The 23,489-nt window shown below is 71.9% G+C and carries 19 protein-coding genes, 1 tRNA gene and 1 pseudogene; 10 read left to right on the top strand and 11 right to left on the bottom strand.

What is annotated here, in order from left to right; all coding sequences use genetic code 11:
- Positions 1–101: 101 nt before the first annotated feature.
- Entirely contained in the window at positions 102–248 is a 147-nt protein-coding gene (locus tag IPZ69_RS29840) for a hypothetical protein (RefSeq protein WP_235457727.1), read from the bottom strand.
- 154 nt (positions 249–402) lie between these two features.
- Between IPZ69_RS29840 and IPZ69_RS29835 the strand changes: the two genes are divergently transcribed.
- Positions 403–1,623, top strand: a complete 1,221-nt coding sequence (locus IPZ69_RS29835; protein WP_235457747.1) for a L,D-transpeptidase — start codon at positions 403–405, stop codon at positions 1,621–1,623.
- A gap of 63 nt (positions 1,624–1,686) precedes the next feature.
- Here IPZ69_RS29835 and IPZ69_RS29830 read toward each other — a convergent pair.
- Positions 1,687–1,771, bottom strand: a tRNA-Leu gene (locus tag IPZ69_RS29830).
- A gap of 206 nt (positions 1,772–1,977) precedes the next feature.
- A complete protein-coding gene (locus tag IPZ69_RS29825) occupies positions 1,978–3,540 on the bottom strand; it encodes an aldehyde dehydrogenase family protein (protein ID WP_235457726.1) in 1,563 nt (520 codons plus the stop codon).
- A 359-nt stretch (positions 3,541–3,899) separates the two neighbouring features.
- Here IPZ69_RS29825 and IPZ69_RS29820 point away from each other — a divergent pair, with 359 nt between their 5' ends.
- Positions 3,900–5,048, top strand: a complete 1,149-nt coding sequence (locus tag IPZ69_RS29820) for a low temperature requirement protein A (protein ID WP_235457725.1) — start codon at positions 3,900–3,902, stop codon at positions 5,046–5,048.
- 27 nt (positions 5,049–5,075) lie between these two features.
- On the opposite strand, the gene IPZ69_RS29815 is transcribed toward IPZ69_RS29820, so the two are convergent.
- Positions 5,076–5,753 (bottom strand): GntR family transcriptional regulator, encoded by a 678-nt coding sequence (locus tag IPZ69_RS29815; protein WP_235457724.1) that lies wholly within the window; start codon positions 5,751–5,753, stop codon positions 5,076–5,078.
- A 127-nt stretch (positions 5,754–5,880) separates the two neighbouring features.
- Positions 5,881–6,828 carry a beta-ketoacyl-ACP synthase III gene (locus IPZ69_RS29810; protein ID WP_235457723.1) on the bottom strand — a complete coding sequence of 316 codons (948 nt, stop codon included), beginning with the start codon at positions 6,826–6,828 and terminating at the stop codon, positions 5,881–5,883.
- A gap of 171 nt (positions 6,829–6,999) precedes the next feature.
- Between IPZ69_RS29810 and IPZ69_RS29805 the strand changes: the two are divergent.
- Both IPZ69_RS29805 and fdhD read left to right on the top strand, forming a co-directional pair.
- Positions 7,000–7,140: pseudogene (locus IPZ69_RS29805) on the top strand (2Fe-2S iron-sulfur cluster-binding protein); the annotation flags it as partial.
- 7 nt (positions 7,141–7,147) lie between these two features.
- Entirely contained in the window at positions 7,148–7,996 is an 849-nt protein-coding gene (fdhD, locus tag IPZ69_RS29800; RefSeq protein ID WP_235457722.1) for a formate dehydrogenase accessory sulfurtransferase FdhD, read from the top strand.
- A gap of 28 nt (positions 7,997–8,024) precedes the next feature.
- On the opposite strand, the gene IPZ69_RS29795 is transcribed toward fdhD, so the two are convergent.
- Complete coding sequence (locus IPZ69_RS29795) at positions 8,025–8,840, bottom strand: LysR family transcriptional regulator (RefSeq protein WP_235457721.1); 816 nt, start codon at positions 8,838–8,840, stop codon at positions 8,025–8,027.
- A 143-nt stretch (positions 8,841–8,983) separates the two neighbouring features.
- Here IPZ69_RS29795 and IPZ69_RS29790 point away from each other — a divergent pair, with 143 nt between their 5' ends.
- Positions 8,984–9,703 (top strand): SDR family oxidoreductase, encoded by a 720-nt coding sequence (locus tag IPZ69_RS29790; RefSeq protein WP_235457720.1) that lies wholly within the window; start codon positions 8,984–8,986, stop codon positions 9,701–9,703.
- A 4-nt stretch (positions 9,704–9,707) separates the two neighbouring features.
- Here the strand turns inward: IPZ69_RS29790 and IPZ69_RS29785 are convergent, their stop codons facing one another.
- On the bottom strand, positions 9,708–10,235 hold the full coding sequence (locus tag IPZ69_RS29785) for an isochorismatase family protein (protein ID WP_235457719.1): 528 nt from the start codon (positions 10,233–10,235) through the stop codon (positions 9,708–9,710).
- Positions 10,236–10,254: 19 nt separating this feature from the next.
- A complete protein-coding gene (locus IPZ69_RS29780) occupies positions 10,255–10,692 on the bottom strand; it encodes a MarR family winged helix-turn-helix transcriptional regulator (RefSeq protein WP_235457718.1) in 438 nt (145 codons plus the stop codon).
- An 83-nt stretch (positions 10,693–10,775) separates the two neighbouring features.
- On the opposite strand from IPZ69_RS29780, the gene IPZ69_RS29775 reads away from it, so the two are divergent.
- From IPZ69_RS29775 to IPZ69_RS29765, 3 genes are all read left to right on the top strand, one after another.
- Positions 10,776–11,693: a quinone oxidoreductase family protein gene (locus tag IPZ69_RS29775; protein WP_235457717.1), complete on the top strand. Its 918-nt coding sequence runs from the start codon at positions 10,776–10,778 to the stop codon at positions 11,691–11,693.
- Positions 11,694–11,819: 126 nt separating this feature from the next.
- Entirely contained in the window at positions 11,820–13,781 is a 1,962-nt protein-coding gene (locus tag IPZ69_RS29770; RefSeq protein WP_235457716.1) for a sialidase family protein, read from the top strand.
- Positions 13,782–14,012: 231 nt separating this feature from the next.
- Positions 14,013–15,248: a DUF4185 domain-containing protein gene (locus tag IPZ69_RS29765; protein WP_235457715.1), complete on the top strand. Its 1,236-nt coding sequence runs from the start codon at positions 14,013–14,015 to the stop codon at positions 15,246–15,248.
- On the opposite strand, the gene IPZ69_RS29760 is transcribed toward IPZ69_RS29765, so the two are convergent.
- Positions 15,181–16,194 (bottom strand): bile acid:sodium symporter family protein, encoded by a 1,014-nt coding sequence (locus IPZ69_RS29760; protein ID WP_235457746.1) that lies wholly within the window; start codon positions 16,192–16,194, stop codon positions 15,181–15,183. The two genes, IPZ69_RS29765 and IPZ69_RS29760, sit on opposite strands and share 68 nt — an antisense overlap.
- A 160-nt stretch (positions 16,195–16,354) precedes the next feature.
- Here IPZ69_RS29760 and IPZ69_RS29755 point away from each other — a divergent pair, with 160 nt between their 5' ends.
- Positions 16,355–17,224 (top strand): LysR substrate-binding domain-containing protein, encoded by an 870-nt coding sequence (locus IPZ69_RS29755; protein WP_235457714.1) that lies wholly within the window; start codon positions 16,355–16,357, stop codon positions 17,222–17,224.
- Positions 17,225–17,527: 303 nt separating this feature from the next.
- A complete protein-coding gene (locus IPZ69_RS29750; protein ID WP_235457713.1) occupies positions 17,528–19,354 on the top strand; it encodes an AMP-dependent synthetase/ligase in 1,827 nt (608 codons plus the stop codon).
- 6 nt (positions 19,355–19,360) lie between these two features.
- On the opposite strand, the gene IPZ69_RS29745 is transcribed toward IPZ69_RS29750, so the two are convergent.
- Together IPZ69_RS29745 and IPZ69_RS29740 are read right to left on the bottom strand one after the other, a co-directional pair.
- Positions 19,361–21,799 (bottom strand): PQQ-dependent sugar dehydrogenase, encoded by a 2,439-nt coding sequence (locus IPZ69_RS29745; protein ID WP_235457712.1) that lies wholly within the window; start codon positions 21,797–21,799, stop codon positions 19,361–19,363.
- A gap of 44 nt (positions 21,800–21,843) precedes the next feature.
- Entirely contained in the window at positions 21,844–23,484 is a 1,641-nt protein-coding gene (locus IPZ69_RS29740; RefSeq protein ID WP_235457711.1) for a glycosyl hydrolase family 8, read from the bottom strand.
- Positions 23,485–23,489 lie beyond the last annotated feature (5 nt).

Below are 23,489 nucleotides of genomic sequence, written 5' to 3'. Positions count from 1 at the left end.
GGATCGCACCGGCATCACGCGGTTCGCACCCGTGCGGCAGGACACTGCGTCATGATTCGCCGCTGCTGCCGGACGCCCCACCGTAGGCGCGCGCCAGGCCGTCACGCCGCAGCCGGCCGCCGTCTCCTTGAACCCGTACGGAGAAGTCCGTCGGCGAGGTCGCGCTCCGCATCGTCCCGCCCGAGGCACAGGCACTCGACCACCGACAGCTCGCTCATGGCGACGCTCTCGCCGGGCGTGGAGTCCACCACAATTCGCTCCTTTCACTCCTTAAGAGGGGATGGATGGGTAAAAGTAGATTTGCAGCGGGTTGCACTCCTTCGGTGACCAGCTCCAGGGATTCAACGATCAGTGGCATGGGAGAAGCGTTTGATCACGGTACGTAAGCGACGCATCGGGCTGATGGCTACGGCCGGCGTTTTCGGCGGCGTACTCGCACTCACGGCCCTAGGCGGTACCAGCAACGCTGCCACCAGCGACAACAACCCCGGGAGCGACCCGAAACCGCAGGCGCAGACAGACCAGGCAGACCCGAAGGGCGCCGCCCAGGACGTTTCCGACGCCCGAATAAAGATCACGCCCGGGGAAGGCGCCTTCAACGTCGGGGTCAACGGCCCCGTCAAAGTCACCGTCAGTGACGGCACGCTCACCAACGTGACCATGACCGCCGTCGCGACCGGTGCCGAGATCCCGGGCACCCTGTCCGCGGACGGCACGTCCTGGACGCCGGACGGCCAGCTGCAGCGGGCCACCCGCTATCAGGTCGCCGCGGAGGCGGAGGACGCCCAGAACCGCTCCGCCACCGGGAACGCCTCGATCACCACGGTCTCCCCGGCCAACGACTTCGTCGGACACGTCTCCCCCCTGGACGGCTCGACCGTCGGCGTGGGCATGCCGGTGAGGTTCGACTTCGGCCGGGCGATCATCAACAAGGCCGCCGTGGAGTCGCAGATCCAGGTCAGCTCCAGCAGCGGCCAGCGGGTCGTCGGTCACTGGTTCGACGACCACCGCCTGGACTTCCGCCCCGAGAGCTACTGGAAGCCCGGCTCCACCGTCACCGTCGGGCTCAACCTCCAGGGCGCCCAGAAGACGGTCACGTTCAAGATCGGCCGGAGCCAGATCAGCACGGTCGACGCCAAGACGAAGCGGATGACCGTCGTGCGGGGCGGCAAGACGATCAAGACCATCCCGATCTCGTCCGGCAGCGCCGAGCACCCGACGTACAACGGTGCGATGGTCATCTCCGAGAAGTTCAGCCATGTCCACATGAACGGTGCGAGCGTCGGCCTCACGAAGAAGGACGGCAAGCCCGAGTACGACATCAGCGCCGTACCGCACGCCATGCGCCTGACCGCCTCGGGCACGTTCATCCACGGCAACTACTGGGGTGCCGACTCGATCTTCGGCAAGGTCAACACCAGCCACGGCTGCGTGGGCCTGAAGGACGTCAGGGGTGGCGGCGGCGACAAGCTGCCCGCCGCGTGGTTCTTCGACCACTCGATGATCGGTGACGTCGTGATCGTCAAGAACTCCCAGGACAAGACCACGCTGTCCCCGGACAACGGCCTCGGCGACTGGAACATGCCGTGGAGCGAGTGGGTCGCGGGCAGCGCGACCGGCTGACGCAACGAGGGCCGCGACCATAAGGTCGAGGCCCTCGATTTCGTATCGCCGCAGCGAGGCGAGTGTCCGAGGGGGGACTTGAACCCCCACGCCCGATAAAGGGCACTAGCACCTCAAGCTAGCGCGTCTGCCATTCCGCCACCCGGACCAGGTGTCTGTCGCCTTGCCGGGGGTGTTCCCCGCGGCGACATGGACAACAATACCAAGGTTTCGGAGTGCCCTTCACCTGCATATCCGCCGGTGAGCACGGTCACGGCTCGTGGCTGTGCCGCCACGGTCACCGGGTGGCGCCGGGGTGTGACCGGCGCAACCCGGGGCGACGTCACGGCATAGCCACGAGCCACCGGTTCCGGGTCAGGGCACGAGCTGGTAGTCGGGGAAGTTGCCGGGCAGCCGCTCCCCCGCAGGTCCCTCGGTCACCGCGCGCACCAGGAGCTCGCCGCCGACGAAGGCGCCGCGCCAGGAGGCGCCGAAGCCGCCGAACAGCTCGTCGCGGTCGCCGCGGGAGCGGGGCTTGCCGTGGCCGACCTTGAACGCGCGGATCTGCGGGGCGAGCCGCTCGTAGGTGTCCCGGTCGTCCGTGGAGAGGGTCGCGACCAGGGCGCCGTTGGAGGCGTTCATGGCGGCCAGCAGCTCGGCCTCGGTGTCGACCAGGACGATGGTGTCGACCGGGCCGAACGGTTCCGCGTGGTGCAGCGGGGAGGACGACGGCGGACCGAGGAGCGTGACCGGCTGGACGTACGCCGAGGTGTCCTGGCCGGGCAGCAGGCGGGCGTCCGTCGGCCGGCCCCGGTACAGCGGGACGGCGCCGCGGTCGATGGCGTCGGCGACCTGCTCGCGCAGTTCCTGGGCCTTGGCCGCGTTGATCACCGGCCCGAAGTCCAGCTCGGGCGGGAGGTCGTCGGGGTGGCCGACGGCCAGCGGGTGGCCGTTCCTGATGCCGCGCACCGCCGGGAGGTAGGCCGCGAGGAACTCGTCGAACAGCTCACGCTGGACGACGAAGCGCGGGTACGCCGTGCAGCGCTGCTTGCCGTAGTCGAAGAGCTTGGGGATCACCGCGGTGAGCGAGTCCCAGTCGGAGAAGTTCCACAGGCCCCAGGTGTTGAGTCCTTCCTGTTCCAGTACGTGCCGCTTGCCGAGGTCGGCGACGGCCGTGGCCACCGCGGCGCCGGTGTCCCGGCCGCCGACGAAGGAGACGCAGCCGATCTCGGGGGCCCGTACCAGCGCCTCCGACAGTTCGCCGCCGCTGCCGCTGACGAGCGTGACCGGGATGCCCTCGCGGGCGGCCAGCGCCGAGGCGAGGGTGAGGCAGGCGACGCCGCCGTCGGTCGGGGTCTTGGCGATGACCGCGTTGCCCGCCAGTGCCTGCACCAGCATGGCGTGCACGAGCACGCTCATCGGGTAGTTCCAGCTCGCGATGTTGGAGACCGGCCCGGCCAGCGGGGCGCGGCCCGCGACCATCGGCTCGATGCCGTCGACGTACCAGCGCACGCCGTCGATCGCGCGGTCGACGTCCGCCTGGGCGAGCCGCCAGGGCTTGCCGATCTCCCAGACGAGCAGCAGCGCCAGCAGCTCGCGGTGTTCGGTCAGGGCGTCGAGGGTGGCCGCGACCCTGGCCCGGCGTTCGGCGAGGGGGACGTGCCGCCATGCGCGGTGCTGGTCCAGGGAGGCCCGTACGGCGTGCCGGGCGGTGGCTCGGTCGAGGCGCGGCGCGCCCGCGATGGGGGTGCCGTCGACGGGGGTGGTCGCGGGTCGGGCCCGGCCGTCCGTCCGCCAGGCGGCACCGTAGAGATTGAGGACGCGGTCCTCGTGGAAGGCCTCGGGGGCGACGGCCAGGGAGCGCTGCCAGGCGTCGCTCCAGGCCGTGCCGGGCTTGAGGATGAGGCCGGGGCGGGTCGTGGTGAGGGTGGGTGCCATTCGTCTGCTCCGCTCTCGGGGCGGGGGGTCGGGCCGGGGTGGCAAGGGTCGTCCCTGGCACCTGAGCGCGCGTTGACGCCGACTTGCGCGGGCACTGGGGCGGGGACTGCGCGACGGTGACGTGCGCGCGGATGTGGGCGGCGGCGCTCAGGCAGTCGATGTGGCTGGTGCCGACGACGGGGTCGCCCCCGATGATGCGCCCGGGCTCGGCGATGTCGGCCGGGACGAGCGGCGGCGATCGCGCCGCTGCCGCGGCCCCCGGCGTTCCGCGTCCCCCCTTTACGATCAGCACAACGATCGGCTTTGGGGGGGACCGAATGAACACCGCACCTGAGCAACCGGGGCGCAGAGTAACGACGTTGGAGCTCTTCTTCGATCTCGTCTTCGTCTTCACGCTCACCCAGCTCACCGTGTTGCTCGCCGCCGACCTGTCGTTCGCGACGGCCGGCCGCGTCGCGCTGATCTTCGTCGTGCTGTTCTGGATGTACGGCGCCTACGCCTACCTCACCAACCAGGTACCGCCCGACCGGCCGTCCCGGCGCCTGCTGCTGATGCTCGGCATGGGCGGGTTCCTGGTGTGCGCGCTGGCGATCCCGCGCGTCTTCGACGACACGGGCGTGGTCTTCGGGCTGGGCTTCCTGCTGGTCGTGGTGGTCCACACGGCGCTGTACACACGCAGCCACGGCTGGGACTCCGTCTGGTACGGCGTCTCGAACGCGCTGGCGGCCCTGTCGGTGACGGCGGCGGGCCTCTTCGACGGTCTCGCGGCGGACGGCCTGTGGGTACTGGCGATCGTGCTGCAGTTCGTGACGCCGTACGTGGCCGAGCACGGCCCCGGCCGCCGTGACGGCCGCTCGCCGGACGCGATGCGGGTCCAACTGGGCAGCCTGGATCCGGCGCACTTCGTGGAGCGCCACGGGCTGCTGCTGATCATCGCGCTCGGCGAGTCGGTGATCTCGATCGGCGTGGGCATCGGCGATCTGCCGCTCACGCCGGGCCTGTTCGGCGGCGCGTTCCTGGCGCTCGCGCTCGCCGTGACCCTGTGGTGGACGTACTTCGTGCGCGACGAGGAGGGCGCGGAGGCCTCGTTCCGGGCGACCCCGGCGCCGGACCGGTGGCGGCTGGCGATGAACGCGTACTACTACGCGTTCCTGCCGATGCTTGTGGGCATCGCGTTCCTCGCCGCCGGCGTGAAGAAGGCCCTCGGGCATCTCACCGAGCACCTGCACACGGGCCCGGCGCTGGCGCTGGCGGGCGGTGTCGTGCTGTTCCTCGTCGGGGACGTGGCGTTCCGTGCGGCGATGCGGCTGCGGCCGCTGCGCTTTCGCGCGACGGCCGCACCGGTGGCGCTGGCCACCGCGTTCCTGGGCGCCCGGGTCTTCGCGGGGGCCGAACTCCTGGCCCTGGTGGCGGTGTTGATGACGATGCTCGGCACCGAGGCCCGCTGGGGCACCCCGGCCGAGCGGGCCGGGGAGCCGAAGTCACCGGCCCTGCACGAGCCGGCGTGACGGCTCGCGCCCGTAGGGGGTGTCCTCCTAGCCCTTCGGGCGCTCGTGGTACGACCGCCGGGTGTGTTCCGTGTGCTCGCGCATGAGCCGGGTGGCCAGTTGCTCGTCGTGGTCGGCGATGGCGGCGACCAGGCCCCGGTGCTCGCTCCAGGACGTGCCGCCGCGCAGGCGGGCCACCGGTGTGTAGTACCACCGCACCCGGCGGTCCACCTGGGCGGCGAGTTCGGCGAGGACCGTGTTCCCGGCCAGCTCCATGATCTTGACGTGGAAGGCGGCGTTCAGGGCCACCGCACCGGTCACGTCGCCCGCGGCGACGGCGGCCAGGCCCTGGGCCACGATCTCGTCGAGGGCCGCGACGCCCGCCTCGTCCGCGTTCGCGGCGGCCAGCCGGGCCGCCTCGGCCTCCAGGAGCGTACGGACGGTGAGGAGTTGGTCGGCCTCGCCCTCGGTCGGCTGGTGCACGAACGCGCCCTGCGCGGGGCGCAGATCGACCCAGCCCTCGCTGTTCAGCCGCTGCAGCGCCTCGCGCACCGGCTGGCGGGAGACGCCGAGATGGCCGGCGAGTTCGCTCTCGACCAGGTGCTGGCCGGGCTGCAGCGCGCGGGTGGTGATGAGTTCGAGCAGCGCCTCGTAGACGCGGTCGCGCAGCGGGCCGGGGCGTTCGAGCCTGGGCACCGCCCCCTGCGGCAGTCCGGTCGACAACATGCCGTCCCCCTCCTCGGCGGGGCCGTGCACAGCGGACGGAACGCTCGTGGGCACGGGCAGCCCCGCAGCGCCGGTGTCGATTGTCTTCCGTCTACAGTCTACGGCGCATGGGGATCCGGGCGGCTCGTCACGGGCACCGTACGACCTGCCCGGCGTACGACAGGTTGCCGCCGAAGCCGAACAGCAGCACCGGGTCGCCGGCGGTGATCTCGCCCCGCTCGACGAGCTTGGACAGCGCGAGGGGGATGCTGGCGGCGGAGGTGTTGCCCGATTCGGTGACATCGCGGGCGACCACGGCGTTGACGGCGCCGAGCTTCTGCGCGAGGGGTTCGATGATGCGCAGGTTGGCCTGGTGGAGCACGACCGCGGCGAGGTCCTCGGGGGCGATCCCGGCCTTCTCGCAGGCGCTGCGGGCGATGGACGGCAGCCGGGTGGTGGCCCAGCGGTAGACGCTCTGCCCCTCCTGGGCGAACCGCGGAGGCGTGCCCTCGATCCGCACGGCGTGGCCCATCTCAGGCACCGACCCCCACAGCACGGGCCCGATCCCGGGCCGCTCGCCGGGCGCGCAGGCCTCGACGACGGCGGCCCCCGCGCCGTCGCCGACGAGGACGCAGGTCGTCCGGTCGCTCCAGTCGGTCACGTCGGACATCTTGTCGGCGCCGATGATCAGCGCACGGGTCGCCGCCCCCGCGCGGACCGTGTGGTCGGCGGTGGCCAGCGCGTGGGTGAACCCGGCGCAGACCACGTTGATGTCCATGGCGGCGGGCTGCGGAACGCCGAGCCGGGCCGCGACACGGGCGGCGGTGTTCGGGGAGCGGTCGATCGCCGTCGAGGTGGCGACCAGGACCAGGTCGATGTCGGCGGGTGTCAGACCCGCCGCGGCGAGGGCCTTGGCGGCGGCGTGCGCGGCGAGCTCGTCGACGGGCTCGTCGGGGCCGGCGATGTGCCGGGTCCGGATGCCCACCCGGCTGCGGATCCACTCGTCACTGGTGTCGACCATGCCCGCCAGGTCCTCGTTGGTGAGCACCCTGGCGGGCTGGTAATGGCCGACGGCGGCGATGCGCGAGCCGTTCATCTGGGATCCCCTCGTAGCCTGCGATCAGCGGGATCAACCAGTCTGGTCAGTGACTCGCCGGTACGACGGCAGGTGAAGCCACAGGAAACGGGCGCCCGCGTTGTCGGCCTCCACCAGACCCGCGGACACCGCGTGAGCAGCTGTGTGACCGGGCTGTCGCTCCGGAGCCGCGGACTTGGCTGCAACCTCACACCCCACGTGCAGGACAATGAGACCGTGAAGGTCACCTCCGCGCACGACAACCCGGTGGCCCACGGCAATCTCCGCATCAAGGGCCGTTTCGGCTACCAGCACGTACAGAATCGGGGCTGATCAGGACATGGGACGAGTCACGGAACGACGCAAAGTGATCCGTATCCGCGACGGGGCGGTCTCCACCCGGCCGGACACGCTCGTCGCCGAGGAGCCCCTGGAGATCCGGCTCAACGGCAAGCCCCTCGCCATCACCATGCGGACGCCCGGCGACGACTTCGCGCTCGCCGCCGGGTTCCTGGTGAGCGAGGGCGTGCTGGCGGCCGCGTCGGACCTGCTGAACATCGTCTACTGCGCCGGGGCGACCGTGGACGGCTCGAACACCTACAACGTGGTGGACGTGCGGACCGCGCCGGACGTCGTCCTCCCCGACATCACGCTGGAGCGGAACGTCTACACCACCTCGTCCTGCGGGCTGTGCGGCAAGGCCAGTCTCGACGCGGTCCGCACGACCGCGCGGTGGCCGATAGCCGACACTCCCCCGCTGCGGATCGAACCGGAGCTGCTGGCGAGCCTCCCCGACCGGCTGCGGGCGGCCCAGCGGGTGTTCGACCGGACCGGCGGCCTGCACGCGGCCGCGCTGTTCAGTGAGGACGGCCGGCTGCTCGACGTGCGCGAGGACGTGGGCCGGCACAACGCCGTCGACAAGCTGGTCGGCCGCGCCCTGCAGAACGGCGAGCTGCCGCTGTCCCGCTCGATCCTGCTGGTCTCGGGCCGTGCCTCCTTCGAGCTCGCCCAGAAGGCCGTGATGGCGGGCATCCCGGTGCTGGCGGCGGTCTCGGCGCCGTCGTCGCTGGCGGTTGACCTGGCCGCCGAGACCGGGCTGACGCTGGTGGGCTTCCTGCGGGGCAGCTCCATGAACGTGTACGCGGGCGAGGACCGCATCGCCGTGCGGACCACGGCCGCCCAGGGCTGACCCTCTCCTGGCCGGCCGGGGCCCCGGCTCAGTCCCGCTCCTGCGCGATCCGCGCGAACGCGTCGATCAGGGGTGAGCGCCGCCCTTTCTCCCAGACGAGCAGGACCTGGTCCGGCTCGGCGTCACGCACGGGCACGTAGGTGATGTCCGGGCGGGAGTACTGCTCGGCGACCGACGTCGGTACGAGGGTGATGCCGGTGCCCGCCGCCACGCACTCGAACTTCTCCTCGATGGTGCGGATCGGCAGGTCGTCGGGGCGCGGATCGGTGTAGCGCAGCCACCGCTCGTCCGCCAGGTCGGCCAGGGCGAGCTCCTGCTTGCCGGCGAGCCGGTGCTCGGCGGGCAGCATCGCCACCCGCGCCTCGCTGAACAGCGGGACGACGGTCAGGCCCTGCTCGCGCAGGGGGCGGCGGACGTAGGCGAGGTCGACGGTGCCGTCCAGGACGAGCTGCTCCTGGTCGTCCCATTCGACGCGTCGGGCCTTGACCTCGACGTCGGGGTGCGCGGCGCCGAAGGCGCGCACGGCGCGGGTGACCACGACGCCCGCCCGGAAGCCGACGACCAGGCGACGGGGCCCGCGCGCGGCCCTGAGCACCCGTCGCCGGGTGGCGTCGGCGTTGGCAAGCAACGGGCGTGCGTCGTCGAGGAGTTGCCGTCCCGCCGCCGTCAGTGTCACCCCGTGGCTGTCGCGTTCGAAGAGGGTGGCGTCCAGGTCCTTCTCCAGGGCCCGGATCTGACGGCTGAGCACCGGCTGGGCGATGTGCAGGCTCTCGGCCGCCCGCCCGAAGTGCAGCCGCTCGGCCACGGCCGTGAAGTAGCGGACCTTGCGCAGGTCGAGGTCCATGGCCGCCCCTTCCGTCGTCCGGTGGCGATGCCTTCAGGGTATCGCCGCCGCCGGAAGAGGTCTTGGACGGCGAGGTGGCGGCGGTCGCAGGCTGGATCCCGAGCAAGAAAGAAGCGGTGCACAAGCCTGTGAGGAGGATCGGCATGAGCCTGCGGGAACAGCGGATCGTGGTGATCGGTGGTACGTCGGGCATCGGGCTCGCGGTCGCGGGGGCGGCCGCGGGCGAGGACGCGGAGGTGGTGGTCGCCTCCCGTCGGCGGGAGAGCGTGGACGCGGCGCTGCGCCGGCTGCCGCGGGGCGCCGAGGGACATGTCCTCGACGCCACCGACGAGGAGGCGGTACGGGCCTTCTTCGGGCGGATCGGCGCCTTCGACCACCTGGTCTACACGGCCGGTGAGTCACTGCTGATGGAGAGCCTCGCCGAGTCGGACCTGGCGCGCGCCCGGCGCTTCCTGGACACGCGGCTGTGGGGCGCCTGCACAGCGGTCCGGTACGGCGCGCCCGCGATCCGCGCGGGCGGTTCGGTGGTGCTGACCACCGGGACCGCGGGGCGCCGGCCGTTGCCGGGGACGGCGGTCGCGGCGAGTCTGTGCGGCGCGATGGAGTCGCTGACCCGGGCGCTGGCCCTGGAGCTGGCTCCGCTGCGGGTGAACGTGGTCTCCCCCGGCGTGGTCCGCACGGAGCTGTGGCGGGAGTTGCCGGAGGAGGCCCGCGGCGGGCTGTTCGCCTCCTTGGCCGCCTCGCTGCCCGTCGGGCGGGTGGGCGAGCCCGAGGACGTGGCGGAGGCGTACCTGTATCTGATGCGCGGCGGGTACAGCACCGGTTCGGTGGTGGTCGTGGACGGCGGCGGGGTGCTGGTCTGACCGGTCAGCCGGCCGAGAGGCGCACCCCGGAGGCGGGGACGACCGCGCCCAGCCGCGGGAAGTCGTAGCGCACGGACGCGGCGTGCTCGTCCGCCGTGAGGGCGGCCATCGCGTTCTCGACGAAGACGAGGTCGTAGCCGAGGTCGTGGGCGGCGCGGGCGGTGGATTCGACGCCCAGGTTCGTGGAGATGCCCGCGAACACCAGCGTGGTGATGCCGCGTTGGCGCAGCCGGGCGTCGAGGTCCGTGCCCTGGAAGCCGCCCAGCGTGCGCTTCACGATCTCGATGTCCCCCGCGCGGAGCAGCCCGGCCACCAGTCCGCTGCCGGGCGGCTGCTCGGCCACGCCGGGCCGTTCGACGCGGATCAGCGCGACGGGTGCCCCGGCCGAACGGAAGGAGGCCGCCAACCCCTCGGCGGTGACCAGGACTTCGGTGCCCTTGCGGGGCTCCAGGGGCAGCGCGACGATGCGGTCCATCAGGTCGACGAGGACGAGGGCCGTGCGCGCCGGATCGAGTGTGAGAGCTGCGGTCATGACGGAACGTTAGCCTTCGTCAGCCGTCCGTACCGGAAATCCGGATCAACAGGTCCATGAACTGGTCGCGTTCGGCCGCCGACAGCGGGGCGAGCAGTGTGTCGTTGGCCGCGCGGGCGGCCCTCTCGCAGCGCGTCAGGAGCCGCTCGCCCTCCGGGGTGAGCGAGACCGCGTTCTTGCGGCGGTCCCCGGGGTCCGGCTCGCGGCGCACGAGGCCGGCCGCCTGAAGGTCGTTGAGGATGCCGACCAGGTCCTTGGGGTCGAGGCCGATGCCGCGGCCGAGGTCCGCCTGGGCGACGGGGGCGAGGTCGCGGACGGCGGAGAGCACCACGTGGTGCCACATCCTCAGGTCCTCGGCGGCGAGCGCCTCGGCCACCAGGGCGCGGCCGCGTGCCGCGGCGCGGCCGAGGAGCCAGCTGGGCAAGGAGCGGATCGCGAGGAGGGGTGGTTCGGCCATGGCGGCAGCCTAGCGAAGAAGTCGTTGGACTTCCCAACGACCTCCGAATACCGTTGGGGTTCCCAACGACTTTCGGAGGTGCGATGCGTCGCGTCCGGTACGAGCCCACCGGCGGCCCGCTGTTCCTGGAGGAGGTCCCCGTCCCCCGGCCCGGCCCCGGCGAGCTCCTCGTGCGCTGCGAGGCCGTCGGCGTCACCCTTCCCATCGTCCGCAAGGTCACCGAGGCCGCCGAGCCCGTTCCGCTCGGCGGCGAGCTCGCCGGGGACGTGGTCGCCCTGGGGCCGGGCGTCACCCGGTTCCGCACCGGCGACCGGGTGACGGGGCTGTGCTTCGGGCACGGGTACGCCGATTTCGCGCTGCTGCGGGAGGACATGACCTCGCCGATACCCGACGGCGCCCGCGCGGTCGACGCGGTCGCCCTGGTCCGCAGCGGGCTGGTCGCGCTCGGCGCGCTGACGGCGGCGCGACCCGAACCCGGCGAGGCGGCCCTGGTCACGGCCGCGGCGAGCGGGGTCGGACACCTCGCCGTGCAACTGGCGCGGGTGCGCGGCGCGGGGCGGGTGGTCGGCGCCGTCTCCGACCCGGCCAAGGCGGACTTCGTCCGCTCGCTGGGCGCCGACGACGTCGTCCTGTACGGCGACGACGGCTGGGGACCTCCCGCCGACTACGCCCTGGACGCGGTCGGCGGCCACCTGCTCACCCCGGCCGTCGCCGCCCTGGCCCCCGGCGGCCGGCTGGTGGCCTACAGCTCGGGCGGCGGCACGATCCAGGCGTACGACCTGCTGGTCGGCGCCAAGTCGGTCATCGGGTTCCAGATGAGGCTCGTCGCCCAGGAGCGGCCCGAGCTGTACGAGCGGTGGCGCCGCGAGCTGTGGCGGCTGTTCGCCGACGGGCGGCTGAGGCCCGCCGTGCACGGCGAGTTCGCGCTGGCGGACGCGGCCGCGGCGCACGAGGCGATCGCGTCGCGGAGCAACCTCGGCAAGGTGGTGCTGCGCCCCTGACGGCGCGGAAGACCTGAAGTGGCTGCACGCTTCTTGTGAGCCGACCGGGGCCCAACTAACGTCTGAGAAGCGCACGTTGGACATGGGATGTCCAGATGTCAGGACGCATGAAGGGCAGGTCGCACCATGCCGTCAAGAGTCCGCGCACGACTGAGAACCACGCTGGCCGCCGTGTTCACGGCGGCCGCTCTGCTTGTCCTGCCGCACCCGGCGCACGCCCAGCCGGCCACCGGCACCTCCGCCACCGGCGACACCCCGGGCACCCCCGCCATCGCCGCCGACACCCCCGGTTTCGAGCAGCAGATCCTCTTCAAGGCTTCCCAGGACCCGGGCTACGCCTGCTTCCGCATCCCCGCGATCGTGAAGACCGTCGACGGTACGCTCCTGGCGTTCGCCGAGGGCCGGGTCCTCAACTGCGGTGACGCGGCCGACATCGACATCGTGGTGAAGCGCTCCACCGACGACGGCCGCACCTGGAGCCCGCTGAGCGTGGTCAACGAGGGCGCGGGCGACACCCACGGCAACCCCGCGCCGATCGTGGACCGCGAGACCGGCCGGATCCTGCTCGCGGAGACGTACAACACGGGCCGTACGGACGGCGCGAGCTGCTCGGTCCCCTGCGACCGCACCCCGCATCTGCAGTACAGCGACGACGACGGCCTGACCTGGTCCCAGCCGCGCGATCTGAGCCCGGAGATCCTGCCCGCGAACTGGAACTCCTGGTACGCGACCGGCCCCGTGCACGGCCTTCAGCTCACCCGCGGCAAGGACGCCGGCCGGCTGGTCTTCGGCGTCAACACCGAGACCTGGGACGGCACTCGGATCTCCGCCAACCACGCGGCGCTCATCGTCAGCGACGACGGCGGCGACCACTGGCGGATCGGGGCCACCGACAACTGGCCGATCGCGGACGACGGCACCTTCCGGCAGAAGCCGTCCGAGCTGACCCTCACCGAGCGCGCCGACGGGTCGATCCTGGTCAGCGGCCGGGAGCAGGACGGCACCGACCTCGGCCACCGCACCCAGACGGTCAGCCGCGACGGCGGCGACAGCTTCGCCACCCCCTTCCGGGACCTCCCCGACCTGTACACCCCGCAGGTCCAGGGCTCGTCGCTGCGCCTGGGCAACCGGATCCTGCTGTCCTGCCCCGCCGACCCCGACCGCCGCCGGACGATGATGGTCCGCTCCTCCTACGACGGCGGACGCACCTGGGACAGCGTGGACCGGGGCACGGTCGTCACGACCGACTGGTCCGGCTACTCCGACATGGTGCGCGTCGACCACGACACCGTGGGGCTGATGTACGAGGGCGGCGCGGTCGACGCGCGCGACGAGATCCGCTTCGCCCGCTTCACCGAGGACTGGCTCCAGCCGCGCCGGGGCCCCGACCCCACCACCCGCGACCTCGCCCCGCACGCCCCGCGCGCGGCCGTGCTCGGCGGCGCCGAGGAGACGGACGGCGTGTTCGGGGGCGCCCTGGAGTTCGACGGGGCCGACGACGCGGTGCGCCTGCCGTACAGCGACCGGCTCCCGCTCGGCACGAAGGACTTCACGGCGTCCGTGTGGTTCCGGTACTCCGCGACGAGCGGGGAGCAGCCGCTGCTGTGGATGGGCGGCATCGGCTCCACCCAGCCGCAGGTGTGGCTGCGCGGCGAACCCGACGGCAACCGGGTGCGGGCCCTGATGACCGTGCGCGACGGCCGCTCGACCGTCCGCACGGCGTCGGTCTTCACCACCACCGGCGCCTACAACGACGGCCAGTGGCACCACGCGGTCGTGCGGCGCGGCGGCGGACAGTTCCGGCTCGCCGTCGACGGCACCCCGTTCGCCGCCGCCGACGTGGCCGGATCCGTCAGCCGCAACTCCCCCTTCGGAGTCCATATCGGCCAGCGCATGGACAGCCGGGCCTTCTTCACCGGCGCCGTCGACGACGTCCGCGTCTGGGACCGCGCGCTGACCGACGCCGAACTGGCCGACCCGAAGACGTTCCGGTCGACCGCGAAGACCGGGGACACCGTGCTGTGGCTGCCCATGGACCGGGTGAGCGGCGGCCACCAGGGCCTGTCCGGCCGATCAGGTCGGAGTTGATCGACGGTGCCGATGCGGCGCAGGTGAGCGGGGGCTGGTGCGTGCAGCTGCAAGGCGGAGGAGGGCGGCGACGCGATGGGGGTCCCCCTGTTCGAGCGAAGTCGAGAACTTGGGGGAGTCGGCAACCGACGACAACGCCTGGGGGTCCCCCTGCTCGCAGAGCTTGGGGGAGGGCGTGCCCGCCCCCGCGTCTCCGGCACGATCCGCCGGACAGGCCCTAGGGTCCTGGGCGTGCCCGACGACGCCCGAGCACGCCGGCGGACGGCGACCGGGGTCGGCCTGCTGCTGACCCTGGTCCTCGCGGCCGTCCTGCTCAGCGCCCTCCCGGCGGACCAGCACCGGGAGGGCGGCGCCGCCTGCCCGCCCCGCACCATCGCCTCCTGGGCGTACGACGGCGCCCTCACCGGCGAGTTCGCCCGCTACGGCGACGACCCGGCCCGCGCCGACGACTGGACCGGCGGCGACGGCACCCACTCGGTGCGGCTGCCCGACGGCCGGCTGCTGTGGCTGTTCTCCGACACCTACCTGGGCCAGGTGCACGGCCCGCCCGGCCCCTCGGGCGAGCCGCACCCCTGGCGCGACGGCTCGGCCCCGCTGGTGCGCAACTCCGCGGTCGTGATGGACCGGGGCCGCCTCGCGGCCACCCTGCCCGCCCCGCTCTTTCCCGACCCGGCCCCGCAGCAGTGGCGCTGGCCGGTCGCCGCCCGTGTCGAGCCCCGCTCCCCCGGCTCCGCCGAGCGGGTCCTCCGGGTGCTGCTGTGGGTGCGGACCGCGGGCCCGTACCCGTGGATCTACGGCGTGCCCGCCGCCACCGAGGTCGCCACGCTGTCGCTGCCCGACCTGCGCGTCGAGTCGGTGGTGCGGGTCCTCGACCAGCAGCCCGTCCCGGACCCGACGCGGCGCGTCCTGTTCGGCACGACGCTTCTCGCGCGGGGCGGCTGGACGTACGTCTTCGGCGGCGACGACGGGCAGGCGACCGCGGGCCGGACCGCGTCGGCGTACCTCGCGCGGGTGCCCGAGGGCCGGCTGGCCGAGCCGGCGGCCTGGCGGTACTGGGACGGCTCGGGGTGGGCGGCCGCCGCCCGGGCGCGGCCGGTGCTGGGGGGCGGGCGGCGCACCGGGGTGGGCAGCGCGTTCTCGGTGGTCCGGGACGGGCGGACGTACGTCCTGTTCACGATGGCGCCCGGCGCCCGGGGCCTGACCACGATCACCTCGTACTGGGCCTGCTCCCCCACCGGACCCTGGCACGGCCCGGGCCGGGGCTTCGCGCCGCCGCTGCCGGGCGGCCAGGTGGCCGCGTACAACCCGCAGGCGCATCCCGCACTGGGCACGGCCGGGGGACGGCTGGTGCTCAGCTACGACGTGAACTGGCTGGAGACGACGACCGCCTCGGCGGGGCTCAGCGGGAACGTGGACCGCTACCGACCGCGGTTCGTGACCCTGCGTCCGGCGCGGCCGGCGGAGTGACCTCCCGCGGGTCGCGGGCCCGGCGCTTGGCGATGACCGCGCACACCATCAGCTGCATCTGGTGGAAGAGCATCAGCGGCAGCACGGCCAGGGAGGCGTGCGCGCCGAACAGGACGCTCGCCATCGGCAGCCCGGAGGCCAGGGACTTCTTCGAGCCGGCGAACTGGATGGCGATCCGGTCCTCCCGGCCGAAGCGCAGCGCCTTGGCGCCGTACCAGGTCAGCACGAGCATCACGGCCAGCACCGCGGCCTCGACGGCGAGCAGTCCGGCCAGCCGGGCGGGACTGACCTGGTGCCAGATGCCCTGGACCATGCCCTCGCTGAAGGCGGTGTAGACGACGAGCAGGATCGAGGCGCGGTCGACGAGGCCGAGGACCTTCTTGTGCCGGGTGACGAAGCCGCCGATCCAGGGGCGCAGCAGCTGTCCGGCGAGGAACGGCACCAGCAGCTGCAGCACGATCTTGACCAGCGAGTCGGTGGAGAAGCCGGCCCCGTTGCCGCCGAGCAGCACGGCCGCGAGCAGCGGGGTGAGGACGATGCCGACGAGCGAGGAGAAGGAGCCGGCACAGATCGCGGCGGGCACGTTGCCGCGGGCGATCGAGGTGAACGCGATCGACGACTGGATCGTCGACGGCACCAGGGTGAGGAACAGCAGCCCCTGGTAGAGCGGGTGGGTCAGCAGGACGGGCACCAGCCCGCGGGCGGCCAGACCGAGCACCGGGAAGACGACGAAGGTGCAGGCCAGAACGGTGACGTGGAGCCGCCAGTGGCGCAGTCCGTCCAGCGCCTCCCGGGTGGACAGACGGACGCCGTAGAGGAAGAAGAGGAACGCGATCGCGGCCGTGGAGGCGCCGGAGGCCACGTCGGCCGCGGTGCCCCGGGCCGGGAAGAGCGCCGCGAGGCCCACGGTCCCGAGCAGCAGCAGGATGTACGGGTCGATCGGCATCCGACTCGGCCGGCGCAGGCGTTTCACGGTGCTCCACTTGCTGTACGTCAGGTGAGGGTGCGGGGCCGCGGGGCCCTCCTCCATCGTCCTCCTCACCCTGCCGATCGGGAATCCCGCACACCACTCTGACTGTCATCGCGTTGCGCGATAACCTGGCGGTGTGTACGACCCCTCTCACCTGCGGACGTTCCTGGCCGTCGCCCAGACGCTGAGCTTCACGCAGGCGGCCCGGCGGCTCGGCCTGCGCCAGTCCACCGTCAGCCAGCACGTGCGCCGCCTGGAGGACGCGACCGGGCGTCAGCTGTTCTCCCGCGACACCCACTCGGTGGAGCTGACCGAGGACGGCGAGGCGATGCTCGGTTTCGCGCGCCGGATCCTGGAGGTGCACGAGCAGGCGTCGGCGTTCTTCACGGGCACCCGGGTGCGCGGCCGGCTGCGCTTCGGGGCGTCGGAGGACTTCGTGCTGACCCGGCTGCCGGAGATCCTGGAGGGCTTCCGGTACGACCACCCCGAGGTCGACCTGGAGCTGACCGTCGAGCTGTCCGGCACCCTGCACGCGCAGCTGGCGGCCGGGAAGCTGGACCTGGTGCTGGCCAAGCGGCGCCCGGAGGATCCGCTCGGCGAGCCGGTCTGGCACGACGAGCTGGTGTGGATCGGCGCGGAGCGGCTCCGGCTGGACCCCGACCGTCCCGTGCCGCTGATCGTCTACCCGCCGCCGGGCATCACCCGCGCCCTGGCCCTGGAGGCGCTGGAGCGGCAGGGCCGGCAGTGGCGCGTCGTGTGCACGAGCGGCAGCCTCAACGGCCTGATCGCGGCGGCCCGGGCCGGACTGGGCGTGATGGCGCACTCCCGCAAGCTGATCCCGCCCGGGCTGTTCCGGGTGCCGGAGCGGGCGGGGCTGCCGGAGCTGGGCACGGTCGACTTCGTGCTGGTGCACGGACCGCGCCGGGCCTCGCCCCAGGCACCGGCCGACGCCCTGGCAGCGGCGATCCTGGCCGGCGGGGAGCGGCTGGGGCGGCGCGGCGGATAGCGGGCAGCCGTGCCGAGGAAGGCGCCCGCGCACGGCGGCTGACCGGGTGGAATCCGCCGGCGGGCGGCCTCGTACCGGGGTAATCGGGTCGTACAGATTCAGTGGAGATTACGGCCGCGAAACTTACTGAACCGTAAGCATTCTGTCCGACCCTTCCGCATGTGAGCGCATTTTCCAGGCGACGGCCGGACCATACGTGAGTATTGCTCGTTTTCGCACCCCCTCCCGTACTGACCTCCGGTGGGGTAGCTTTCACGGCGCTGACCGGGGGCGCCACTGAGGAGCGACGAGCGGGAGCGGGGTTTGCGCGAGTTCACCAACCCTCCGTTGGCGTCGGCGCCGCCGGTGGGCGGCCTGGCCGACGTCGTGTTCGACCATGCCCTGAAGGACCCCCTCCACGTCGCACTGGGCCGTAAGGACGAGTTCGGCGAGTGGCGCGACGTGACCTCCGCCGAGTTCCGGGACGAGGTCCTCGCCCTGGCCAAGGGCCTGCTGGCGCGCGGTGTCCGCTTCGGCGACCGGGTCGCCATCATGTCCCGTACCCGCTACGAGTGGACCCTGTTCGACTTCGCGCTGTGGACGATCGGCGCCCAGGTGGTGCCGGTCTATCCCACCTCGTCCGCCGAGCAGTGCTTCTGGATGCTGTACGACGCCGAGTGCACAGCCGCGATCGTGGAGCACGAGGACCACGCGATGACGATCGCCACCGTCATCGACCGGCTGCCCCAGCTGCGCCAGCTGTGGCAGCTGGACTCGGGCGCGGTGCAGGAGCTGTACGACGCCGGTGCGCACCTCGACGACGAGATGGTGCACCGGCACCGGCAGGCGGTGACCCCCGACTCCATCGCCACGATCATCTACACCTCGGGCACCACGGGCCGCCCCAAGGGCTGTGTCCTGTCGCACGGGAACTTCATGTTCGAGGCGGACACGATGATCGGCCGCTGGGAGCCGGTGTTCCACTCCAAGAAGGGCGACGAGGCGTCGACGCTGCTGTTCCTGCCGCTGGCGCACGTCTTCGGCCGCATGGTCGAGGTGGCCGCGATCCGCGGCGGGGTCCGCTTCGGGCACCAGCCGCAGCTGAACGCCGCCGCCCTGCTGCCCGACCTGGCGGCCTTCCGGCCGACCTTCATCCTCGCGGTGCCGTACATCTTCGAGAAGGTGTTCAATTCGGCCCGCCGCAAGGCCGAGAAGGAGGGCAAGGCCGGGCCGTTCGAGAAGGCCGTCGACATCGCGGTGAAGTACGCGGAGGCGGTGGAGGCCAAGGCCTGGGGCACCGGGCCGGGCCCCTCGGCGGGTCTGCGCATGCAGCACCAGCTCTTCGAGAAGCTGGTCTACGCGAAGGTGCGCGCGGCGATGGGCGGCCGGATCCGCAACGCGATGTCCGGTGGTTCGGCGATGGACCGCCGCCTCGGCCTGTTCTTCGCGGGTGCCGGCGTGCAGATCTACGAGGGCTACGGCCTCACCGAGTCGACCGCGGCCGCCACCGCCAACCCGCCCGAGCGCACCCGCTACGGCACGGTCGGGCAGGCCGTCCCGGGCACGACGGTGCACATCGCGGACGACGGGGAGATCTGGCTGCACGGCGGCCAGATCTTCCAGGGCTACCTCAACAACCAGAAGGCCACCGACGCGACCCTGCACGACGGCTGGCTGGCCACCGGGGACATCGGCAACCTCGACGAGGACGGCTACCTCACCATCACCGGCCGCAAGAAGGAGATCCTGGTGACCTCCGGCGGCAAGAGCGTCTCGCCCGGGGTGCTGGAGGAGCGGGTCCGCGACCATCCGCTGGTCAACCAGTGCATCGTGGTCGGCAACGACCGCCCGTACATCGCCGCCCTGGTCACGCTGGACACCGAGGCCGTGGAGCACTGGCTGCAGATGCGCAACAAGCCGCAGCTGTCCCCGGCCGAGCTGGTGCGCGACCCCGACCTGGAGACGGAGGTGCGGCGCGCGGTGGTCGCCGCCAACACCCTCGTCTCTCAGGCCGAGTCGATTCGCACGTTCCGGATACTGGCCCAGCCGTTCACCGAGGAACACGGTCTGCTCACCCCGTCGCTGAAGCTGAAGCGCAAGGCGATCGAGAACGCCTACGCCAACGAGGTGGAGGCCCTGTACCGGGCCTGACACGCGTCAGCCGATGCTCACGCGGAAGATCTTGTCGGATCCGTCCGCCGCACCTCCGTTGTTGTCGCAGTTGGTGGTCGACAGCCACAGCTGGTCGGCGCCCGGCACCTTGGTGACCGTTCGCAGCCGGCCGTAGGTGCCGACGTAGTACGCGGTCGGTGTGCCGACGCTCTCGTTGTCGCCGTTGATCGGGATGCGCCACAGGCGTTCGCCGCGCAGGGACGCCATGTAGACGACGTTGCGGACGATGGCGATGCCGCTCGGTGAGGCCTCGGAGACGTTCCAGGTGGCCTTGGGGTTGGTCATGCCGGAGACGCTGCAGTTGCCCTCGCAGGTCGGCCAGCCGTAGTTGGCGCCGGGCTTGATGAGGTTGAGCTCGTCCTTGGAACTGTTGCCGAACTCCGCCTCCCACAGCCGTCCGCCGCGGTCGAAGGCGAGGCCCTGCGGATTGCGGTGGCCGTAGCTGTAGACGTAGTTGCCGAACGGGTTGCCGGGGGCCGCCTTGCCGTCCGTCGTCATGCGCAGGATCTTGCCGTTGAGGGAGTTCTTGTCCTGCGCCAGGTCGGGCGTCTGGGCCTCGCCGGTGGAGACGTACAGATAGCCGTCGGGGCCGAAGGCGAGGCGGCCGCCGTTGTGGTAGCGGTTCTTCTTGATGCCCTGGAGCAGGACCTTGTAGTCGGTGAGCGAGGTGCCGTTGTAGGTCATGCGGACGACCCGGTTGCCCTCGGACGCCGTGTGCATGAAGTAGACGTAGTGGTTGGTGTCCCACTTGGGGTCGACGGCGACGCCGAGCAGGCCGCCCTCGCCGTTGGTGGTGACGGCGTTGGGCACGGTGCCGACCTGGGTCCTGGTGCCGCTCTTGGTGATCTTCCAGACGCGGAAGTCGTCCCGCTCGGTGATCAGCGCGGACTGTCCGTCGGGCATCCAGTAGGTGCCCCAGGGGATGGTCCAGCCGGTGGAGAGCGTGGCGATGGAGGACGGGACACCGCCGTCCGTGGCGCAGGCCTTGGTCGTGAAGTTCACCGTGTTGCTCGGCTGGGAGACGTTGCCCGCCGCGTCGCGGGCGACGACGGTCAGCGCGTAGGGGCTGTCGCAGGCGAGCCCGGTGAGGGTGGTCGACGTGCCGCTGGTGACGGTCTTGTAGACGGTGGTGCCGCTGCGCACGTCGTACGCGGTGACTGCCCGGTCGTCCGTGGACGCGCCCCAGCTCAGGCCGACGCTGTTCGCCGTGACGTCGGCGGCCGCGAGGGTGCCCGGCGTGGTCGGCGGGGTGGTGTCGGTGCTGGGCTTGGTGGTGCAGTCGACGACGGGGCTGGCCGGGGAGGCGTTGCCGGCCGCGTCGCGGGCGATGACGGTCAGGTTGTAGGTGGTGTTGGGGCTCAGCCCGGTGAGGTCCTTGGAGGTGGCGTCGCCCGCCGCCTCACCGATCTTGTTGCCGTGCTCGTAGAGGTCGTACGCCGTCACGCCGACGTTGTCGGTCGAGGCGCCCCAGGCGAGGGTCAGGCCGTTCTCGGTGATCGCGGAACAGCTGGGCCGGCCGGGGCGGCTCGGCGCCTGGGTGTCGGCCGCCGCGCCGACGGTCAGCCGGTCGAGGTTGGGGCCGCCGCCCGCGGTGGTGGCGGTGGCGCGGATCTTGTTGCTGCCCGCCGTCAGGTTCGCGCCCACGGTCTTCGTGGCCCAGGTGTCCCAGTTCGTGGTGGGCGGGAAGGAGACGCCGGAGGCGACGACGGTGCCGTTGACGGAGATGTCCATCGGCCGGTCGGCGGTGGTGCCGTTGGCGTACCGGAGCGCGAGGGAGGCGCTGCCCGCGCTCGCCGCGCCGACGGTGAACTCGACGGAGGAGCCGGTGACGTTGGTGTAGTCGACGAAGCCGCTGCCGGTGTAGCCGGTGTGGTTCGTGGCCACCGTGCCCTGCGCGATCGTGGCGTCCTCGGCCTGGTAGTCCGTGGCGGCCGTGACGGATTCGAGTTCGGCGTAGTCGATGTTGGCGAGTCCGCCGGCGGCGGTCGCGGTCAGCCGGATCCTGTTGGTTCCGGCGGTGACGGGGACGGTCGTGCTCGTGGTGGTCCACGCGTCCCAGGTGGTGGTCGACGGGAAGGAGTAGCCGGCCTTCACGACGGTGCCGTTGACGGCGAGGTCGGCCGGGCGGTCCGCGGTGGTGCCGTTGCCGTAGCGCAGGGCGAGGCTCGCGGTGCCCGCGCTCGGCGCGTCGACCGTGAATTCGAGGTAACTGCCCACCGTGTTGGGGGTGTTGACGAAGCCGGTGCCGGAGTAGCCGGCGTAGTTGCTGTCCACGGTGGAGCCGGTGGTGTAGGCGGCGCTCTCGGCCTCGTACCGGGTGGGGGCCGCCGTCGCGGTCTGCGGCACGGCCTGGATCAGGCCGGCGCACAGCAGCGCGACGGCGCCGGTGGCCAGCCTTCTCGGCCAGGGTTTCCTGCTGCTCATCCGAACCTCCGTCAGAGCGGGTGTGGGGGTGGGTGTGGGGGACATCAGGGGACCCAGTAGTTCCCGGAGGCGACGATCATCGACTGGAGCTGGACGCTGCCGCCGTAGTAGAGCGAGGAGTTGATCGCGGTGCCCGTGAGCTTGGTCCACAGGGCGTCGAGCCAGGCCTGGGAGCCGGGGTCGGTGAGCGCGGCGACGGCGAACGGCGCGGTGAACGCCATGTCGTGCCCGCTGTCGAACGTCGAGCCGTTCAGGTGGTAGCCGGTGACGATGTTGTTCGGGTTGCCGCCGGTCTTCGCCTTGATCCAGGAGGTGAGCTTGCGGGCGGAGGCGAGGGAGGCGGTGTCGCCGCTGGTGACGGCGTCGGCGCCGATGCGCCAGGGGTCACGGCAGGCGTTCCAGCCGTAGTCGCCGTCGTTGGGGCTCTCCAGGACCTGGCCGCTCGCGGGCTTCGGGGTGGTGTTGGTGTTGACCACGAAGTCCGCCAACAGGCCGGTGCCGGAGGCGTACTTGGTCTGCTGTGAGGTGATCAGGTCCTGGTGCGCGGTGCGGACGGTGTCCCAGGCGCTGTCGCCGGTGGCCCGCCGGAAAGCGCGGAAGTGGTCGACCATCCAGTCCGAGGACCGGCTGATGTAGTAGTACTGGTCGCCGGAGGAGCTCCAGTCGCCGAGCTTCATCAGATGCGTGCTCGGGTTGACCTCGTTCGCCTTGATGGCGTTGATGTGGCGGACCGCGAGGTTCTTGTAGTCGTACGTGCCCGCGCTCCCCCACTGCTTGTCGGCGAGCAGCAGCCCGTACGCGACGTCGAGGTCGCCGTCGGTCGCCGAGTCCGAGCCGTCCACGCTCCGGCAGGAGGAGTCCTGTTCGGCGGCGAGCAGGTCGGAGTTGTGCACGGACGGGTGGGCCAGCATGTACGTGACCATGCCGTTGAAGATCTTCTTCGCGTCGGGGTCGGCGCCGGCCATCAGCGCGGTGACGACCATGCCGTAGCCCTGTCCTTCGGCGACGTAGGGGTGGTCGGCATCGGGCGAGATGACCTCGTACCAGCCGTTGCCGCAGTTCTGCTTGACGAAGGCGGACTTCCACGCGGTGTACTTGGCGATCACCGCCTGGTCGAGGGCCGACTGATCACCACTGGGTCTCAACGTCCCTGCGGTGTAGGGGAATTGGTGGCTGCCGAAGGGCACGGCGGGGCCCGTGCCGGTCGAGCCGCCGACGGTGAGCCGGTCGAGGTTGGGGCCGCCGGTGGCCGCGGTCGCGGTGGCGCGGACCTTGTCGCTGCCCGCGTTCAACGTGACGTTGACCGTCTTCGTCGCCCAGGTGTCCCAGTTCGCGGTGGGCGGGAAGGACACACCGGAGGCGACGACACTGCCGTTCACGGAGATGTCCATCGGCCGGTCGGCGGTCGTCCCGTTGGCGTACCGGAAGCTGAGCGCTGTTTGACCGGACGCGGCCGCGTCCACCGTGAACTCCACGTACGAACCGGCGACGTTGGTGTAGTCGACGAACCCGGAACCGGTGAAACCCGTGTGATTCGTCGCCACCGTGCCCCGCGAGAGGGTGGCGTCCTCCGCCTGGAGGTCGGTCGCGGCCGAGGCCGTGCCCGCGTTCAGGCCGAGCAGCGGGAGCGTGAGCGCCAGCGCGGCGCAGGGGGCGAGGGCGCTTCCGTATCTGGGGAATCTCATGATCG

Source organism: Streptomyces olivochromogenes, from assembly GCF_021538895.1.
Classification (GTDB): Bacteria; Actinomycetota; Actinomycetes; order Streptomycetales; family Streptomycetaceae; genus Streptomyces; species Streptomyces olivochromogenes_A.
Note: the sequence above shows the minus strand (reverse complement) of the source record. Positions and strands in the feature narration are given on the sequence as shown.

Excerpts from the sequence above, each read along its gene's own strand:
- IPZ69_RS29835 (WP_235457747.1), top strand. The coding sequence starts at position 403 with ATGGCTACGGCCGGCGTTTTCGGCGGCGTACTCGCACTCACGGCCCTA.
- IPZ69_RS29825 (WP_235457726.1), bottom strand. The coding sequence starts at position 3,540 with ATGGCACCCACCCTCACCACGACCCGCCCCGGCCTCATCCTCAAGCCC.
- IPZ69_RS29815 (WP_235457724.1), bottom strand. The coding sequence starts at position 5,753 with ATGTTGTCGACCGGACTGCCGCAGGGGGCGGTGCCCAGGCTCGAACGC.
- IPZ69_RS29810 (WP_235457723.1), bottom strand. The coding sequence starts at position 6,828 with ATGAACGGCTCGCGCATCGCCGCCGTCGGCCATTACCAGCCCGCCAGG.
- fdhD (WP_235457722.1), top strand. The coding sequence starts at position 7,148 with ATGGGACGAGTCACGGAACGACGCAAAGTGATCCGTATCCGCGACGGG.
- IPZ69_RS29795 (WP_235457721.1), bottom strand. The coding sequence starts at position 8,840 with ATGGACCTCGACCTGCGCAAGGTCCGCTACTTCACGGCCGTGGCCGAG.
- IPZ69_RS29790 (WP_235457720.1), top strand. The coding sequence starts at position 8,984 with ATGAGCCTGCGGGAACAGCGGATCGTGGTGATCGGTGGTACGTCGGGC.
- IPZ69_RS29785 (WP_235457719.1), bottom strand. The coding sequence starts at position 10,235 with ATGACCGCAGCTCTCACACTCGATCCGGCGCGCACGGCCCTCGTCCTC.
- IPZ69_RS29780 (WP_235457718.1), bottom strand. The coding sequence starts at position 10,692 with ATGGCCGAACCACCCCTCCTCGCGATCCGCTCCTTGCCCAGCTGGCTC.
- IPZ69_RS29775 (WP_235457717.1), top strand. The coding sequence starts at position 10,776 with ATGCGTCGCGTCCGGTACGAGCCCACCGGCGGCCCGCTGTTCCTGGAG.
- IPZ69_RS29770 (WP_235457716.1), top strand. The coding sequence starts at position 11,820 with ATGCCGTCAAGAGTCCGCGCACGACTGAGAACCACGCTGGCCGCCGTG.
- IPZ69_RS29760 (WP_235457746.1), bottom strand. The coding sequence starts at position 16,194 with ATGCCGATCGACCCGTACATCCTGCTGCTGCTCGGGACCGTGGGCCTC.
- IPZ69_RS29745 (WP_235457712.1), bottom strand. The coding sequence starts at position 21,799 with ATGAGCAGCAGGAAACCCTGGCCGAGAAGGCTGGCCACCGGCGCCGTC.
- IPZ69_RS29740 (WP_235457711.1), bottom strand. The coding sequence starts at position 23,484 with ATGAGATTCCCCAGATACGGAAGCGCCCTCGCCCCCTGCGCCGCGCTG.